Source organism: Helicobacter sp. 23-1044, from assembly GCF_053654695.1.
On record NZ_JBSIUQ010000002.1, the window covers coordinates 119,322 to 135,330 of the forward strand.

At 40.2% G+C, this 16,009-nt stretch carries 20 protein-coding genes; 7 read left to right on the plus strand and 13 right to left on the minus strand.

All coding sequences use genetic code 11. The features are described 5' to 3' along the window. The first annotated feature begins 3 nt into the window (after positions 1–3). On the plus strand, positions 4–1,197 hold the full coding sequence (locus tag ACWIUD_RS03155) for a M48 family metallopeptidase (protein WP_454146629.1): 1,194 nt from the start codon (positions 4–6) through the stop codon (positions 1,195–1,197). Here the strand turns inward: ACWIUD_RS03155 and ACWIUD_RS03160 are convergent. The 13 genes from ACWIUD_RS03160 to ACWIUD_RS03220 are packed head-to-tail and all read right to left on the minus strand — an operon-like array spanning position 1,149 to position 10,438. After that, a complete protein-coding gene (locus ACWIUD_RS03160; RefSeq protein WP_454146631.1) occupies positions 1,149–1,367 on the minus strand; it encodes a hypothetical protein in 219 nt (72 codons plus the stop codon). The two genes, ACWIUD_RS03155 and ACWIUD_RS03160, sit on opposite strands and share 49 nt — an antisense overlap. Next, complete coding sequence (locus tag ACWIUD_RS03165; RefSeq protein ID WP_454146633.1) at positions 1,336–2,328, minus strand: NAD-dependent epimerase/dehydratase family protein; 993 nt, start codon at positions 2,326–2,328, stop codon at positions 1,336–1,338. The genes ACWIUD_RS03160 and ACWIUD_RS03165 overlap by 32 nt, the downstream gene beginning before the upstream one ends. Beyond that, on the minus strand, positions 2,325–3,230 hold the full coding sequence (locus ACWIUD_RS03170; protein WP_454146635.1) for an NAD-dependent epimerase/dehydratase family protein: 906 nt from the start codon (positions 3,228–3,230) through the stop codon (positions 2,325–2,327). Before ACWIUD_RS03170 ends, ACWIUD_RS03165 begins: the two co-directional genes overlap by 4 nt. Further along, positions 3,227–3,478 (minus strand): hypothetical protein, encoded by a 252-nt coding sequence (locus ACWIUD_RS03175; protein ID WP_454146637.1) that lies wholly within the window; start codon positions 3,476–3,478, stop codon positions 3,227–3,229. The genes ACWIUD_RS03170 and ACWIUD_RS03175 overlap by 4 nt, the downstream gene beginning before the upstream one ends. A gap of 34 nt (positions 3,479–3,512) precedes the next feature. After that, positions 3,513–4,469 (minus strand): NAD-dependent epimerase/dehydratase family protein, encoded by a 957-nt coding sequence (locus ACWIUD_RS03180; RefSeq protein ID WP_454146639.1) that lies wholly within the window; start codon positions 4,467–4,469, stop codon positions 3,513–3,515. Then, entirely contained in the window at positions 4,466–5,023 is a 558-nt protein-coding gene (locus tag ACWIUD_RS03185) for a dTDP-4-dehydrorhamnose 3,5-epimerase family protein (RefSeq protein ID WP_454146847.1), read from the minus strand. Before ACWIUD_RS03185 ends, ACWIUD_RS03180 begins: the two co-directional genes overlap by 4 nt. Beyond that, the gene (locus tag ACWIUD_RS03190) at positions 5,023–6,129 is read right to left on the minus strand and encodes an NAD-dependent epimerase/dehydratase family protein (RefSeq protein ID WP_454146641.1); all 1,107 of its coding nucleotides are present in this window, start codon (positions 6,127–6,129) and stop codon (positions 5,023–5,025) included. Before ACWIUD_RS03190 ends, ACWIUD_RS03185 begins: the two co-directional genes overlap by 1 nt. Then, positions 6,126–6,476 (minus strand): hypothetical protein, encoded by a 351-nt coding sequence (locus ACWIUD_RS03195; RefSeq protein ID WP_454146643.1) that lies wholly within the window; start codon positions 6,474–6,476, stop codon positions 6,126–6,128. The genes ACWIUD_RS03190 and ACWIUD_RS03195 overlap by 4 nt, the downstream gene beginning before the upstream one ends. Then, positions 6,449–7,357: an NAD-dependent epimerase/dehydratase family protein gene (locus ACWIUD_RS03200; protein WP_454146645.1), complete on the minus strand. Its 909-nt coding sequence runs from the start codon at positions 7,355–7,357 to the stop codon at positions 6,449–6,451. The genes ACWIUD_RS03195 and ACWIUD_RS03200 overlap by 28 nt, the downstream gene beginning before the upstream one ends. Positions 7,358–7,387: 30 nt before the next feature. Further along, positions 7,388–8,401: a glycosyltransferase family 2 protein gene (locus ACWIUD_RS03205; RefSeq protein ID WP_454146647.1), complete on the minus strand. Its 1,014-nt coding sequence runs from the start codon at positions 8,399–8,401 to the stop codon at positions 7,388–7,390. Between the two features lie 52 nt (positions 8,402–8,453). After that, on the minus strand, positions 8,454–9,734 hold the full coding sequence (locus ACWIUD_RS03210; protein WP_454146649.1) for a glycosyltransferase family 61 protein: 1,281 nt from the start codon (positions 9,732–9,734) through the stop codon (positions 8,454–8,456). Then, a complete protein-coding gene (locus ACWIUD_RS03215) occupies positions 9,665–9,832 on the minus strand; it encodes a hypothetical protein (protein ID WP_454146651.1) in 168 nt (55 codons plus the stop codon). Before ACWIUD_RS03215 ends, ACWIUD_RS03210 begins: the two co-directional genes overlap by 70 nt. Then, on the minus strand, positions 9,833–10,438 hold the full coding sequence (locus tag ACWIUD_RS03220; RefSeq protein ID WP_454146653.1) for a hypothetical protein: 606 nt from the start codon (positions 10,436–10,438) through the stop codon (positions 9,833–9,835). It abuts the gene before it with no gap. Positions 10,439–10,525: 87 nt separating this feature from the next. Between ACWIUD_RS03220 and ACWIUD_RS03225 the strand changes: the two genes are divergently transcribed. The 6 genes from ACWIUD_RS03225 (at position 10,526) to ACWIUD_RS03250 (ending at position 16,000) form a co-directional block, all read left to right on the plus strand. After that, complete coding sequence (locus ACWIUD_RS03225) at positions 10,526–11,227, plus strand: YebC/PmpR family DNA-binding transcriptional regulator (protein ID WP_454146655.1); 702 nt, start codon at positions 10,526–10,528, stop codon at positions 11,225–11,227. Positions 11,228–11,287: 60 nt separating this feature from the next. Continuing rightward, positions 11,288–12,133 carry a phosphoethanolamine transferase domain-containing protein gene (locus ACWIUD_RS03230; RefSeq protein ID WP_454146657.1) on the plus strand — a complete coding sequence of 282 codons (846 nt, stop codon included), beginning with the start codon at positions 11,288–11,290 and terminating at the stop codon, positions 12,131–12,133. Positions 12,134–12,156: 23 nt separating this feature from the next. Continuing rightward, complete coding sequence (locus ACWIUD_RS03235; protein WP_454146849.1) at positions 12,157–12,417, plus strand: hypothetical protein; 261 nt, start codon at positions 12,157–12,159, stop codon at positions 12,415–12,417. A 2-nt stretch (positions 12,418–12,419) separates the two neighbouring features. Further along, positions 12,420–12,998, plus strand: coding sequence for a sulfatase-like hydrolase/transferase (locus ACWIUD_RS03240; protein WP_454146851.1), 579 nt, complete (start codon positions 12,420–12,422; stop codon positions 12,996–12,998). 172 nt (positions 12,999–13,170) lie between these two features. Then, positions 13,171–13,734, plus strand: a complete 564-nt coding sequence (locus ACWIUD_RS03245) for a hypothetical protein (RefSeq protein WP_454146659.1) — start codon at positions 13,171–13,173, stop codon at positions 13,732–13,734. Between the two features lie 124 nt (positions 13,735–13,858). Further along, on the plus strand, positions 13,859–16,000 hold the full coding sequence (locus tag ACWIUD_RS03250) for a sulfatase-like hydrolase/transferase (RefSeq protein ID WP_454146661.1): 2,142 nt from the start codon (positions 13,859–13,861) through the stop codon (positions 15,998–16,000). Positions 16,001–16,009: the final 9 nt, after the last annotated feature.

Below are 16,009 nucleotides of genomic sequence, written 5' to 3' on the forward strand. Positions count from 1 at the left end.
AATATGATATTTTTAAGTGTGATTTTTATTTGCTTTTATGTGCTGCCGATTTGCATTATCGCAATGCTTCAAATCGCGCACATAAAGGCGCAAAATAAGGTTGTGATTTTAAGTGAAAGCGACTTTGAAATCGCTAGAAATTACGCGCTAACTACGCAAATTTTTAGTATTTTTGAGGCGATTTGGAGTGGCGTTATTTTTATCTTTTGGGCGAATTTTGGACTAAATTTATTGCAAAATCTAATCGGCGTGGCAAATCTTGCTGATAGCGCGGTGTTTGGGGCGATTTTTGTGGTGATTTTTTTGGCAATAAATAGCATTTTTTCGCTCCCACTTGACGCCTACAAAAGCCTAGTCATCGACAAAGCCTTTGGTTTTAGCAAAATGAGTGCAGGGCTGTTTGCGGTGGATTTTATCAAAGGCTTTGTGATGACGCTAATTTTGGGCTTTGTCATCGCGTTTGCGCTAGTATGGCTTATCGAAAATATCGCGCTTTGGTGGATTTGTGGCTTTGTGCTAATGCTTTTTATCGCAGTGAGCGCAAATATCATCTATCCGCTAATCATCGCGCCCATTTTCAACAAATTCACGCCACTAAATGACGAAGCCCTAAAATCCCGCATAGAAGCAATAATGCAGCGCGTGGGATTCAAGGCAAATGGCATTTTTGTGATGGACGCAAGCAAAAGAGATGGGCGACTAAACGCCTATTTTGGCGGGTTTGGCAAAGCAAAGCGCGTGGTGCTATTTGATACGCTACTCTCAAAAGTCTCTACTGACGAACTTTTGGCGATTTTGGGACACGAGCTAGGGCATTTCAAGCATAAGGATTTGCTAAAAAATATCACGATTATGGCGTTTGTGCTGTTTGCGCTATTTTTTATCGCTGGTAATCTCCCGCAGTGGCTTTTTAACGACTTTGATTTGGGTAAAAATGGCGCACTGGTGCTTTGTGTGCTGATTTTGATTGCGAATCTAATCTCATTTTATTTTATGCCAATCATCAACTTTTTTTCGCGCAAGGCGGAGTATAAGGCAGATGAATTTGGCGCGAATCTCACAAATAAGGCGGATTTATACAATGCTTTGACAAAGCTAGTGAGCGAAAACAAGGCGTTTCCGTATTCGCACAAGGCATTTGTATTTTTCTATATGAGCCACCCACCGCTATTAGAGCGACTGCGTGCGTTAGAGTAGATTCTGCGAAATTCTGCGAATTTCACGCAAATCGCAGAATCTCGCGCAGATTTTAGATTCTGCGAAAATTTGTCATTGCGAGAAAATCCGTAGGATTTTCGTGGCAATCTATAATTAGATTCTGCGAAATCGCAGAATCTAGCAAAACACTCTTTTGATACCCTCTTCAAGCGAGATTTTTGCGCTAAAATGTGGCAGTTTCACAAACTTCGCAGAATCTACGCTAGAAATCGGGTCAAAAATCTCATTTTTGCGATACGCTTTGCTCCCCCACGCGATGTTTAATCTCCGCCCCGTTGCGCTTTCAAAAATACTTGCAATCTCTCTTAAACTCTTTCGCGGGCGATTTTCCAGCGTGTAAATTTTCGCAGAATCCAGCATCTTATAATCACAAATCGCCAAATCCAATCCACGCACAATATCATCAATATGACTTATGTCGATTTTTTGCTCCCCAGCACTCATTTCTAGCGTTTGATTATCGCGCGAGATTTTATCCCAAAGATTGAGAAATTTCCCGCGCACATCGCCACTTCCGTAAGTATTATAAAGCAAAAGATTTAGAAATTTTGTCTTTTTAAATGTCTCGCTATAAAGTTTTGTGATATTATAAAACGCCTCTTTTGTGCCATCATAAAACGCCACAGGATTGTAATTTGCGCTATTTGCAAACTGCGAAAATGTCAAAATATTTATAAAAAACTTCGGGCAAAAGGGCAGAGTGCCCTCCAAAATCTCGCTTCCAAATGTGATATTTGCGCTAATTAAGTCGCTAATATTGCTTGGTTTGTGCGATGAGAGATACTTTGTCGCAAGGTGGAGAATGCCAAAATTATTCGCAAACGGCAAAGATTCTGCGAATTTGTGAGGTTTTTTATCAAAAATCGCAGAATCTAAATCCACATTATTCGCAGAATCTAAATTCCCCCCCCCCCCGTTAGCAAAAATCTTATTTAAGTAATTTTTAAGATTTGCAATTTTCCCATCATAGCGGAAAATTTCGCAGTGATTTTCTATATCTTTTATGTCGCTATTTTCCCGCACGATGGCGTGTATTTGATATTTTGCGCTATAAGTTTTGATAAAGTTTCGCCCTACAAATCCGCTTCCACCTGTTAGTAATATTTTCATTTTTCATCCTTTTTTGCAGAATCTAAAAGTTTTTTTATCCCCATTTCAAAGGTTGTTTTTTCCTCCCACGATGGCAGTTCATCGCCAAACTCAAATGGGATAAAGTTTTCCCTTTTCATATATTCTTTCGCACCCCAAGCGATTTTTAGCGTTTTACCGCTAACTTTTTGGAAAATCTCTGATAACTCTCGCAAAGTTTTCCGCTCTTTGCAATGCAAGGTGAATTTTTTATTTTTTAAAAGTGTGTGATTTTTTGAAGTCGCTAAATTTATAATAATCTCAAAGGCATTTATAACATCATCAATAAAAATTAAGTCGATTTCTTGCGCGCCACCGCTCATTTCCAGCACTTCATCGCCAGCATTTATCCAAAGATTGAAAATCTTTTGGCGTGTGTCATTTGGACCATAAGTATCATTTAAAAATAGCGATGTAAAGGTCATTTCAGTCGTGTTTGCATAAAAATCCACAATGCGCTCAAACGCGCTTTTACTCGCAGCATAGAGATTTAGCGGATTATTTGGATAGTTTTTATAGAACTGCCAAAATGTCCCCACACTCACAAAAAATCCACCAAAATCAACCCTCGCCAATCCCTCGATAATCTCCGCGCCAAAGGTCACATTTGCGTCAATAATGCTTTTTATCTCGCTAGAATTATGACTTTTCACATACAAAGTCGCAAGGTGCAAAACCCCACAAATGCGACTTTTTGCCCCCTTGCAAAACGCGATAAAATCATCAATATTTTTATAGCGATAAATCTCACATTGCTTTTCTATCTGCGCTGTGTTTGAGTTTTCCCGCACGATGGCGATGAAGTCGTATTTTTTATTGAGTTTGGCGATGATGTTTGTGCCAATAAATCCGGTGGCGCCGGTGAGGAAAATCGCCTTTTTCACGCAACTCTCCTGCTGTGCGTTGTTTTGTGTCGAATTTCGCTGGATTCTGCGTTTTGGCAATTTGGTCTTGGGTAATCATTTGAATTATTTTCGCATAAAACTTCGCTCGATGGACGATTTAGTCCTATCTCGCTTGTTTCACGCGAAAATAATCCAAAGCAATACCGCAACCCCTTCGATTGTTTGTCTTGCGAATCGTGCGCTGTTTGAGATTCTGCGAAAAATTTGTCAGATTCTGCGAATTTCATATTAGATTCTGCGATAAAAATCGCAGAATCTATTTTATCCCTTTCTGCCCCCCCCCCAATTTGGATTTTTAGCGCAAATCGCAGAATCTACCCCAGATTCTGCGAAATTAGCAGAAATCAACTCTTTTAGTCCGTTTTCTAGCGAGATTATCTCATCCCAATTTGGCAATTTAGTCCCGCCGCTAAATGGTTTTGTAATCTCTAATTCCCTCTTTGCCCTTTTGCCCCAATTTATTTGCAGATTTTTGCCTAGCAATCTTTCATACATTTCCACCAATTCACGCAGAGTTTGGCGATTGCCACTTTGCAAAGTGAAAAGTTTGTTTTTACAAAATCGCGGATTTTTATAAATCAAATCAATTAAGCACTCAAATCCAAATACGACATTTTTAATATGCGTATAATCCACAATCTGCCTCCCATCGCTCATATCAAGCGCCCCGCCTTTTAGCGCGAGATTATCAAGTAGATTAAAAAGTCGCGTGGTTTTGTCGTGCGCACCAAATGTGTTAAAAATCAAAAGATTGCAAAAAATAGTCTTTTTTACCACAAGTGCGTAATATTTCATAATATCCTCAAATGCCTTTTTGCTCGCTGCATAAAGCGTTGCGGGGCGATAAGAGTTTGAGTTGCAGTATGCGCCAAATGTCGTTGCGTTGATAAAAAATGCGACATTATGTGCTTTAATCGCCTCCAAAAGTTGCGTCCCAAATAAAATATTTGTCTCAATTATGTCTTTTATATCGCTTGGGGCGTGGGATGAAATCCACTTTGTCGCTAGATGGATGACGCCATCGATTTTATGCGTTTTAAAAATATGATTTATCTCCTCAAAATCGCCACCATATCGCAGAATCTGGCATTTGCTTTGGATGGTTGAAATATCGCTATTTTTTCTTACAAGCGCGATGATTTTAAACTTTTTATGCAAATCTAAAATGAGATTTGTCCCTACAAATCCGCTTCCGCCTGTTAATAAAATCGTTTTCAAAAAATGCCCTTTTTGTAAAAAGATTCTGCACTTTCAAAACTTCTATCGCGTGGCGAGATGATAAAATCATCGATATTATATTTTTTTGCCTCGCATTCCCAATCAAAATTTATACTATCAAATAAAATCCCGCTATCGCAAGTTTTGTCATAACAAGTAGTTTGCATATAATGCACTTTGCTATCATCTGCCAAACTCAAAAATCCGTGCGCGAAACCTTTGGGGATATAAAGTGCATTTGTGCCATCTAAAATCACGCTAAAAACTCGCCCAAAACTCGCAGATTCTGCGCGCAAATCCACCACCACATCAAGGATTTTCCCGCTTGATACAAAGACTAGTTTTGTGTGCTCTTTTGGCGGGAGCTGAAAGTGCATACCGCGCAAAACGCCTTTTTTGGAGGTGGAGTAAAATGCCTCCACAAAGTCGCATTCCAAATTATTCGCACTAAAAATTTCAACGCTAAATGGTTTGATAAACTCGCCTCGCAAATCGCTAAAAATGGATGGTTTTAGGATGAAAAGATTGTGAAAAGAAGTGGCGATAATTTCCATCACGCCACCTGCTTGCTGTGTGATTGTATTTTTGATATTTTTGCAAAAGAGGTTAAAACCACCATTGCGGATGGCAATTTCAAAGATTCCCCCTCCCTTGCGGAGGGGGTTAGGGGGTGGGTATTTTGTAGATTAGATTCTGCGTTTTTATGAGATTCTGCGAAAAATTTGCCAGATTCTGCGATAGATTCTGCGTTTTTCGTGCGAGATTCTGCGAAAAGCACAAAAATCGCAGAATCTAATTTATCCCTTTCTGCCCCCCCCCAATTTGGATTTTGCAATAGTTCGTTTAATAACTTATCATCGCCAAAATATGCGAGTGGTTCGTAATTTGGATATGGATAAAATCCAAAGTTTAGGCGGATTTTTTGATTTGTGTCGCGTAAATATCTCTCTAATAAATTTCTAATGCTAATTGGCGCTCCGCTACAAATATTGCAAACGCCATCAAATGCGTCATTTAGCGCGATATTTGCGATGTATTTTGCCGCGATTTGTATATCCAAATAATCGCGCATTTGCTCCCCGCCACTCATATCAAAACTCATCTGCCCCGCGTTTATGGCACTTTGAAGTTGCGGAATGAGCGAATGTGGATTTTGCCCCTCGCCATAAAGATAAAAAATTCGCAACCATTTTAAGCGAAAATCATAAGTTTTTTGCAGTTCGCAAAGTGCCTTTTGCAAAAAAACTTTTGCGATACCATAACTCGTCTGCGGATTTGGGATAAAATGCTCGCTAACCTTGCCCCAATGTGTGCCGTATTCAAAGCAACTTCCAGCGACTGCAATTTGCCTCACACCGCATTTTAGAGCATTTTTCAAAAATGCCAAAGAGCGCATAAAATTTATCTCTATGTGATTAAAATCACGCACATTATCCATCCCACTCCACGCTAAATGCACCAAAATATCGCATTTCACATTCAAATCTTGCGTGTAAATGTTATGTTTGATAATCTCTAAATTGCGGTGATTTTGAAAGGATTTTAGTTTGCTTGGATTGCGCGTGGGGGCGATAATGTGGTGATTTTGCGATAAGAGATATTTTAAGACTTGCTTGCCGATGAAACCGGTGGCGCCGGTGAGGAGAATCGCCTTTTTCACGCAACTCTCCTGCTGTGCGTTGTCTTGTGTCGAATTTCGCGGGATTCTGCGTTTTGGCAATTTGGTCTTGGGTATTCATTTGAATTATTTTCGCATAAAACTGCGCTCGATGGACGAATCAGTCCTATCTCGCTTGTTTCACGCGAAAATAATCCAAAGCAATACCGCAACCCCTTCGATTGTTTTTGAACTCTATTTGAGGAAAAATATTTTTTAGATTCTGCGTTTTTGCGAGATTCTGCGAAAAAATTACGAGATTCTGCGATAGATTCTGCGTTTTTCTTGCGAGATTCTGCGAAAAGCACAAAAATCGCAGAATCTAATTTATCCCTTTCTGCCCCCCCCAATTTTGATTTTTAGCAATATTTGCAAAATACTTTTTTACAAGCATTGCAATGCCGGATTTATAATTGTATTTTGCCTTAAATCCCAAATTTTTGAGTGGCGTTATATTTTCGCTAATCTCCCCTAAATTACGATATTTTATCGCTCCAAAGTGAAGTTTTGTAGAAATATTTTTATATTTTTTAAACTCGCAAAATAGCACCTCTACAAACTCCCTAACGCTAATAAACTCCCCGCTTCCAATATCATAACTTTGCAAAATATTTTGCGGATGTTTTATCGCAGAATCTAAAATGACTTTATACGCGCTAATCACATCATCGATGTAAATAAAATCGCGTTTTTGCGCTCCGTGCGTGAGCGGAATGTGCGGAGCATTCGCATAAAACGCATTTAAAAGATATGTGGCAAATTTGCTTTCATCATTATCGATACCATAAATATGCTCGATTCTGCAATTTATAAGTTGCAAATCGCCGCTAAATTGCGGTAAATAATCTCTCAAAGTCTTTTTACTAATGGTGTAATTGCTTAAATTATCAATTTGCAAAGTATCGGTGTTTATGAAGATTTTCACGCCAAATTTTACCGCGCACTCCAAAAGTCGCAAACTAAAAATAAGATTTGTATCCACCAAATGACTTAATGCTTCATTTTTCCGCCCGTAGCAAGTGGCGGTGTGGATTATAATATCGATTTTATGAGTGCGGAAAATATTTTCTAACGCGATTTCATCAACATTGTAGATTTTAATGGGAAGTGCTTTGATTTGCGTAAGATTTGAGGTGCTTCTAACAAGTGCGATAATCTCAAAATCATCGCATAGACTTTTTGCCAGATTGCCTCCTAAAAATCCGCTCGCCCCGCTTAGTAAAATTCTCACGCAAATCCTTATTTAAAAATAAAAACGCAATTATAATCTAAAAACGATATTTTTTACCATTTTTTTAAATTTTACGCCATTTTTTGTGATACTTCTTCGCATATTTGCTTTGAAAATATCGCTTTTTGTGAGATATTTTGTGGTGTAGGGGTAAAGTTTGATATTTGGGTCTTCTAAAATAAAAATGGCGCGTTTTAAATCATCGCTTAAAGCAGATTCTGCGAATACTTTATATAAACCATCCGTCACCACGCTGTATTTGTTGTAATCGCCATTGCATTCCTCGCCATCCCAAAAGAGTTCATTTTCCCAAGTATGCATTATCAAAACCTCCGGGATAAATGCCATATTTTCCACCATCGCCGTGCTTAACACCACATAGGCAAACCATCGCCGTATTTCATCATCCCTCGCTTCCTCTATCATCTCTAAACTAACGCGCTCTTTGCGATAAATATTGCCTGTTAAGATATGCGCTGAGGTTAGCATTGAGGCGAGTTGTGGTAGAGTGGCATTCGCAGAATCTAGCATTTTTGGAATACTTCGATGGATAGATGCAGAAATACTTTTTTCAAAAAATGTGATTAAATTTAGGCGAATATAATCATATTTCGTATTTTCTAAAAGTGCCACAATCTTACGCAAAGAGTGTGGCAATAAATAATCATCATCGGTCAAATACATCACAAACTTGCCATTTGCATTTTTTAGCGGAGCGACCATATTGCCGTAAATGTGGAGATTCTGCGGATTTTGATAAACTTTTAGAAGCGGATTTTTTAGCGTTTGCAAATATGCAAATGTGCCATCACGTGAAGCATTATCCTGCACTATGACTTCGATTTTGCCCTCAAATTCGTTATTATAATTTTGCGAGAGGATGGAATCAATTGCGCGTTTGAGTTGCGAGAGGCGATTATAAGTGGGGATTAAAATGCTAAGAAGGGGGGGGCAGCAGATAGATTCTGCGATTTTGGCGTTAGATTCTGCGATTTTCGCAGAATCTGGTGAATTTTTGTTGATATTATTCATTTGCGTTTCCATTTGCATTTCCTTTTTTATAAAATTTAAAAGTGCGAATTTTAGCAAAAATATCTTAATTCGCAGAATCTACTTCATAATCTTTTAGTTTTTGCAATAAATATTCCTTTGGCAAATATAAATTGCCCTCCACCCACAAATCATCTTTTGCATTCGATTTATCGGCGTATTCGCAGATGATGGGCAAAAATGAAATGTGTTTAAAACCCCCTGCGATTGCCAAAATATGCTCAGTCATATCATAACTTCGCAAAGTTATCAATTTCGCATTTGGTGCGGTCATAAAAAGTCCATTTATCGCGCTTGTGCCTTCGATTGCGATGAGTATTTTTGCGCGCATCATCAAATTTATTTTTTGCTTTAAATTATAATCCTCCATAAAAACGCGCTTAAATCCAAACTGCGTTTGCAAAATCTCTGCAATCTCATCATCGTTAATCAAAAATCTTCGTGGCGACTTTTTGCGACTGATATAAACTCGCTCAAATCCCGCAGAATCTGCCTCATAAAATCGCTTTTGCAGACTTTGGATGGCGGTATTTATGTGTGATGAAAGTTGCGGATTGGAGCAAAAATAGATATTTTTCACGCTGTAATTTTGATAATCCAAATATAAAATTTTGTCCTTTGGGATAAACTCCAAAATTTCATCAATAAACCAGCGATGATATTTTTGAAATCCACGATATTTGGGCGGAGCGATGATGACTGCATTTGGATTTTGCAAAAAGTCTAAAATCAGCAATAATCTCGCATAACCCTCAAAAATAAAATGATACATATTGCTAAAATACGTGCAAAAAAATATGACTTTTGGGATATTTTCATCCCGCAGAATCTGCCTATTTCGCTTAGATTCTGCGCTTATGTGTGTAAAAAATATCTTTTTGGCAAAGTCTTTTAGATGGCGCAAAGAGCGAATATGAAAAATATTTAGATTTTCAATATAATCAAACTGCTTTTGCGTGTGCGTGGCGATATTGCTAGAATTTATGCTATTGCTAATAATTTTGCCATTTTCAAAAACGCCACCCCAAACGCCAATTTTCGCAGAATCTAAATGGTGGATTTGGGGATTATTTGTCGGAATGTGAAGTGTGGTGCGCTTTGCCAAAATGGCGGATTTTAGGGAGATTAACGCAGAATCTGTGATTTTTGTGCGATTCGCAGAATATGCGATTTGTGTTTTAAGCGCAGAATCTAGCGCAAAATCTGCAATTTTTGTTTGATTCGCAGAATCTATGTTTTTTGTTCGCTTCGCAGAATCTAGCGTAGATTCTGCATTCTTATTCTGCCCCCCCCCCAATTCGCAGAATCTACGCAAGTATCCAAACAAATAAGCGCGATTTTATAAAGATTATATTTTTTACGCATATCAAAAATACTTTCAAACTCCGCGCAAACGACTTTTTCATCGATTTTTATTGTAAGCATTTAAAACTTATACCCAATCAAAGCGTAGATTTTTTCATAATTTGTTTTGTATTTTGGGAACATTCCATCGGTTGGATTTTCGACTTCATTTTGCATTGCACCGCGAATGTAGCGCAGTCCGATTGTCAAATTCATATTAAAATCAAATCCAATGCCCCCGCCATAAATGTATCCGTGCGAAATTGTTTTGGTTTTTGTCTTTTTTATAGTGCCTATTTGTGCGCCACGCGGGGCATTTTTGAGTGCTTCGCTAAACCAATTTAGATTATATCCTGCCATCGCTTGAAGGTAAAATCCGCCGATTTTTAGTCCAAAGACAAGCGGCACTTGAAGCCCCGTGCCAAAGCCTTTGCCCTTTTCATACTCCACGCCTTGCGCTTGATTGCTCCCTTTGTCATCAAAAAATAATGGCACGGAGATTTCCGCCCCTGTGTAGGGGCGAACCGTGCCTTTTTTGGTAATCGCCACCACCGAAGTGCCAAGCTCTATGGCGTGGTAGCTCGCCTTATCAAGTCTCGTCCAAGAATATCCAATCGTAGTTTTCGTCTCGCTTGCCGCAAAACAAAACGCGCTAAAAATCCCAAGTATAAGCAAAATCCTTTTCATAATTCCGTCCTTTGCAAATAAGATTCACATAAAATCGCCAAAAATGCTATAATTTCAAATTTTAGATTCTACGCAAAAGAGGTAAAAATGGGACGAGCATTTGAATATAGACGCGCTAGTAAAGAAAAACGCTGGGACAAAATGTCAAAACTTTTTCCCAAACTTGCAAAGGCAATCACCGTTGCAGCAAAAAGCGGGGCAGACCCTGAGCTAAACGCCAAACTCCGCGCCGCGATTTTAAACGCCAAAGCGCAAAATATGCCAAAGGACAATATCGAAGCGGCAATCAAACGCGCTAACGGCAATGACGCGGATTTGCACGAAATATCTTATGAGGCAAAGGCGCAATTTGGCGTGATGATGATAATTGATTGTGCGAGTGATAACACCACGCGCACGATTGCCAATCTCAAAAGCTACTGCAACAAATTTAACGCGCAGATTATCCCCAATGGTTCGCTAGAATTTATGTTTAGCAAAAAGGCGGTTTTTGAGGTGAAAATCGGCGGTTGCGACATTGATGAGGTGGAGCTAAATCTCATCGACTTTGGGTTAGAAAAGCTCGAAGTAGAGGGCGAATCGGCTTTGCTTTACGCGGATTTTAAAGAGTTTGGCAATTTGGCAAGTGGGATAAAAGACTTGCATTTAGAAATCGTAAGTTCTGGCATTCGCCAAATCCCCACTTCGCCTATCGAATTAAATGAATCTCAACTCACCGAAATCGAAAAACTCATCGACAAAATCGAAGATGATGACGATGTGCAAAGCGTTTGGACGAATTTACTTTGAATAAATTTGGCGTGATTTGCTTTCACATAAATTTTGCGTGATTTTTTAAAAAGGTTTTTTGTGCGATTTTTAAAACTTATTTTTTTAAAACTCAAATTTTTGAAACTCAAAGGCGTTGCGCTCAACTATCACGCGCTTTTGGCGTTTAGCATTTTTGCGTTAGTGTGCTTTTATAATGATGAAGTTTGGTTGCGCTTGGGCGAATTTATCGATAAAAGCGCAGAATCTACGCTTTTAAAATACACCACCACAAGCGCGATTTTTCTTTTGCTGTTGCTTATGGCAGAGATTTTGTGCGCGAAAATCTACGCCAAAATTTTCATCGCATTGCTCTTTATCATCGCCGGCGTTGCGGGGTATTTCATCGATTTGCTTCATTTGGAGATGAATGCTGATATTATCGCCGCATTGCTAAATAGCGATAAACGCGAGATTGGCGACTTTGTAACGCTTGGATTTGCCTTGCATTTGGTGCTTTTTGTGTGCGTCCCGCTTGTGGTGCTGTATTTTATCCGCGTAAAGTCGCTAAATCTAAAATCCGCCATCTTGCAAAAGTGCGCAATCATCGCATTTTTAAGCGTTACCATCTCCGCACTCTATCTTTCGCAGGGGCAAAATATCATTATTGCGTTTCGAAATAATAGTTTGATGCGGGTGGCAAACCCCTTTGCGCCAATCCGCTCTGTGGCGGATTTCATCATCGAAACCGCGACAACGCCCACCACCTACACGAAATTAGGCGAGGACGCCACCACCACCGCGAAAAATAAACTTTTCGTGCTTGTCATAGGCGAGTCGGCAAGGGCGCAAAACTTCGCACACGGCGGATATGAAAGAGACACAAATCCGCACACAAAGGCGATTAGCAATTTGATATATTTAGCGATTTTGCGTCCTGTGGCGTGATTACGGCGATTTCTGTGCCTTGTATGCTGACGGCGTATCGGCAGGGCGAGTATATTCGCAATCTCTCGCATTACAGCGATTCTTTGCTAGATGTCGCGCAAAAGGCGGGGTATGAAGTCTTTTGGATTAGCAATAATGGGGGCGCGTGTATCGGCGGTGTATGCGATAGAATCGCAAAAAATAATGTGATTTATTTTAACCAAAAAGGGCAGTTAGATGGCGATATGCTGCCTACGATTCAAAATATCATTAAAACTCAAATGGGGGGGGGGGGAATCGCATAAAAATCGCAGAATCTAGCGAAAAATCCGCATTAGATTCTACGAATCACGCGCAAAACGCCGAATCTAGCGCAGATTCTACAAATCCACGCGATTCAAATAATACCTTCATTATCATTCAACTTTTAGGCAGTCACGGGGCAAGGTATGATTTGCGCTATCCAAAGGACTTTGAGAAATTTTTGCCCGTTTGCAAAAGCGATGAAGTCCGCAAATGCGACACAGAGCACCTAAAAAATGGCTATGACAACTCGCTAATCTACACGGATTTTGTAGTGGCGCAAATCATTGAAATGCTGAAATCTATCCCAGATTCTGCGCTGTGGTATGTGAGCGACCACGGGGAGAGTTTGGGCGAATACACGCAATATATGCACGGCGGACTACCCTACGCACTTGCGCCAAATACGCAAAAGCAAGTGCCATCATATTTGTGGTTTCAAAATCCGCAAAATCCGCACTTTGAGACTTTAAATGCGCGAAAAGATGGCGCGTATTCGCAGGATTTTGTATTTCACACGATTTTAAATTTGCTTGAAATTAGCACGAAAGATTATGATAAAAAGTTGGATATGACACGCTAAATCGCAGAATCTGCCCCGCTCTATCCACTCCGTCATTGCGAGATTTTGCGTAGCAAAATCGTGGCAATCTAATCTGCGATTTTATTAAATAAAAATTAAATTTACAAAAATTTCATATCGCCGATTTACACACGCAGAGATTTTCTCTATATTTTAATTGAAAGGAATTACAATGAAAAAGGTTCTAATTTCAGCAGTTGCCTGCGCTGCAATCGCTAATGCGGGTATGTTTATAGGTTTTGATGGCGGTTATGCGATGAATACAGAGGCAGGACACAACTCTACGCAGTATAATATTTACAATGGCGACTATCAGCAACGCTTTGATTTTGACGCGTGGAATGTCTCTCTAAACTTTGGCGCAGAGGGATTTGTGAATGGATATTTTGGCGCACGAGCGTTTTTGGAGGCGGTGTATTCTGGCGGACTTACAAGCCCGTATAGCCACTTTGACTTGACAGGAAATGCGGATATCATCATCAACTTCGTTAGCTCTGGTGCGGTGGGCGCATTTGCAGGACTTGGCGTGGGGTATTCATATTGGTGGGGCGGAAAATACGAGCAAGGCAATGCTCCACTTTTCGCAAGGACAGGTTTGACATTTGGCATCGGCAAAAATAGTCGAATCGACGCCACTTTAAAACTACCAATCATCGGGTGGAACTTACACGGAGCAAAAGGCGTAAATCAGCCATTCTCCGTGAATTTGGGTTACCGATATCGCTTTGGTAAATAATCACAAATAATCTTTTGGGGCAAATCTCATTTTAGGTGAATCTGCCCCAAAGTCTTTCACGCTTTCAGCACTTCAATTCGCAGAATCTGCTATAATTTTTCGCAAAAACTACAAGGCATTTTAAGTGAGATTTTTAAGAGATATTTTGTTTTCTACGAAAACTCAATATGATAAAGAATTCGCAGAATCTAATACAAAAAATACCCCACCCCAAACCCCTCCCACAAGGGGAGGGGCTTTCTCTATTTCCCCCTCCCAAATGCGCGCGGGGGACAAAGGGGGTGGGTTAATCCCAAATCCCACACTAGTTTCTGCGAATCCCTACCCCCAAATCGCCATTTTTGCCACCCTTTGCATTGCGCTTCTAATTTGCGTTTTTAATCCCTACGCGCTTTATAATAGCGATATTACGCAGTTTGATAGCACGCAGACAAAAGCGACGCTTGGTGCGCTCTTTGGGGCGTTTTTATTGGCGAGTTTTAGCGCGATTTATGCCCTTTCATTTATCCCGCAAAAGTGGCAGAAAATCCCCGCCTTTGCGTTAAGTGTGGCACTTTTTATCGGCATTGCGTATAGTTTCATTTTCACAGGCGATTATGGCGCGATGGACCACTTTGTGTTTCAAAGGACGCCTTTTGATGATAAAAATGCGCTTGTGAGTGCCGCAAGGGAGTTTGTTTTGGTGCTTTGCGGGGGCGCGCTTTTTGTGGCGTTTGCGCTAAAATATTTGCTCTTTGTGTGGAAAATCATTTTTGTTACGCTGATTGTTGTAAGTGGCGTGAATGCGGTGCAAATCGCTAAAAAACGCATAGATTCTGCGAATTTCGCAGAATCTAAAATAAAATCTACCCACCCCCTAACCCCCTCCGCAAGGGAGGGGGAATCTTTGGATTTTGCAAATCAAATAAATTTTGCAGAATCTAACACTTCTACCCCCCCCCAAATCGTAAATAACGCAAATCTACCCTACGCAGAATCTCCGCTTTTCTCATACTCAAAAACGGACAAAAATATCGTGGTAATCGTGCTTGATATGTTTAGCGGTTCGCATACGCCTTTTATTTTCGAGCAGTTTCCGCACCTAAAAAGCGAGTTAGATGGATGGACGCTCTATCCAAACGCGATTTCTTCGGGTAATGCGACAATGCAAACGATGGCAACGCTCATCGGCGGGGAACATTACGCGGTTTATAATATGAATAAGCGAGCGCAGAATCTCGCAAATGAAATAGAAAAAGCATTTATGAGCACAACTCAAACCTTTGCAAATAACGGATTTCAAGTCGCGCTAAATGCCTACACGGGGAGCGATATTGGCAATTTGGCGAAAAATGGTATTTTTGCGATAGATTCTGCGAGTGAGATTTTTGTGGATTATTTGGGCGAAAATCTTGGCATAAAAGAGCGCATTTATCGCGCCAAATCGATAAATAATCGCAACACCATCGGGCAACTCTTCGCCTTTGGACTTTTTAAGTTCGCGCCAAAACAGCTTCGTGGTAGCATTTATAATGATGGCAATTGGATATTTTCGGCGGATTGGTATCTAGCAAAAATCCTTGCAAATATCCGCCACACCGCCGATTTTTACGCATTTACGCAGAATCTGCGCGTAGATTCTGCGAAACCGACTTTTAAATTTATCCACTCGATGATTACGCACCTGCCGTTTGGTATGCACTTTAAGGACGGCAAATGCGAGTTTGGAGGCAAGTGGAGTGCGTGGAGTGCCTTTAATCACGGCGTGAAAATGAATTATCCTAATTTTAATCGAATGCTTAATTTTTATCAGCATTACGACACCGAAGCGTGTGCCTTGCATTATTTGCGCGATTTCGTGAAAAATCTCAAAAATGCGGGGATTTATGATAACACGCAGATTTTGGTTGTGAGCGATCACGGGGGCAATGATGGCATAAATCTGCCAATTTTGGATAAGAATGATTGGCGTCCTGATGTGCTATTTTTATTCAAGGATTTTGGGGCGCGTGGAGAGTTGAAGGTGGATAAGCGTTTGATGGCAAACTTTGATGTGGCGAGCATTTTTTGCGCGAATCTAAAAGGCGGATGTCCAAATGTGCCGCCAAATATTTTGCAAAATTATCCGCAAAATCGGGAGTTACTTCACACACTGCCTATTTCGTGGCGTTTGCAAGAGCACAGCATAGATAAATGGCATATTCGCAAGGCATTTAAGGTGCGCGATAATATTTTTGATGCGCAAAATTGGGTTGAAATCGATGAGTTTGTGAATATGAAAGAGTAGATTCGGCGA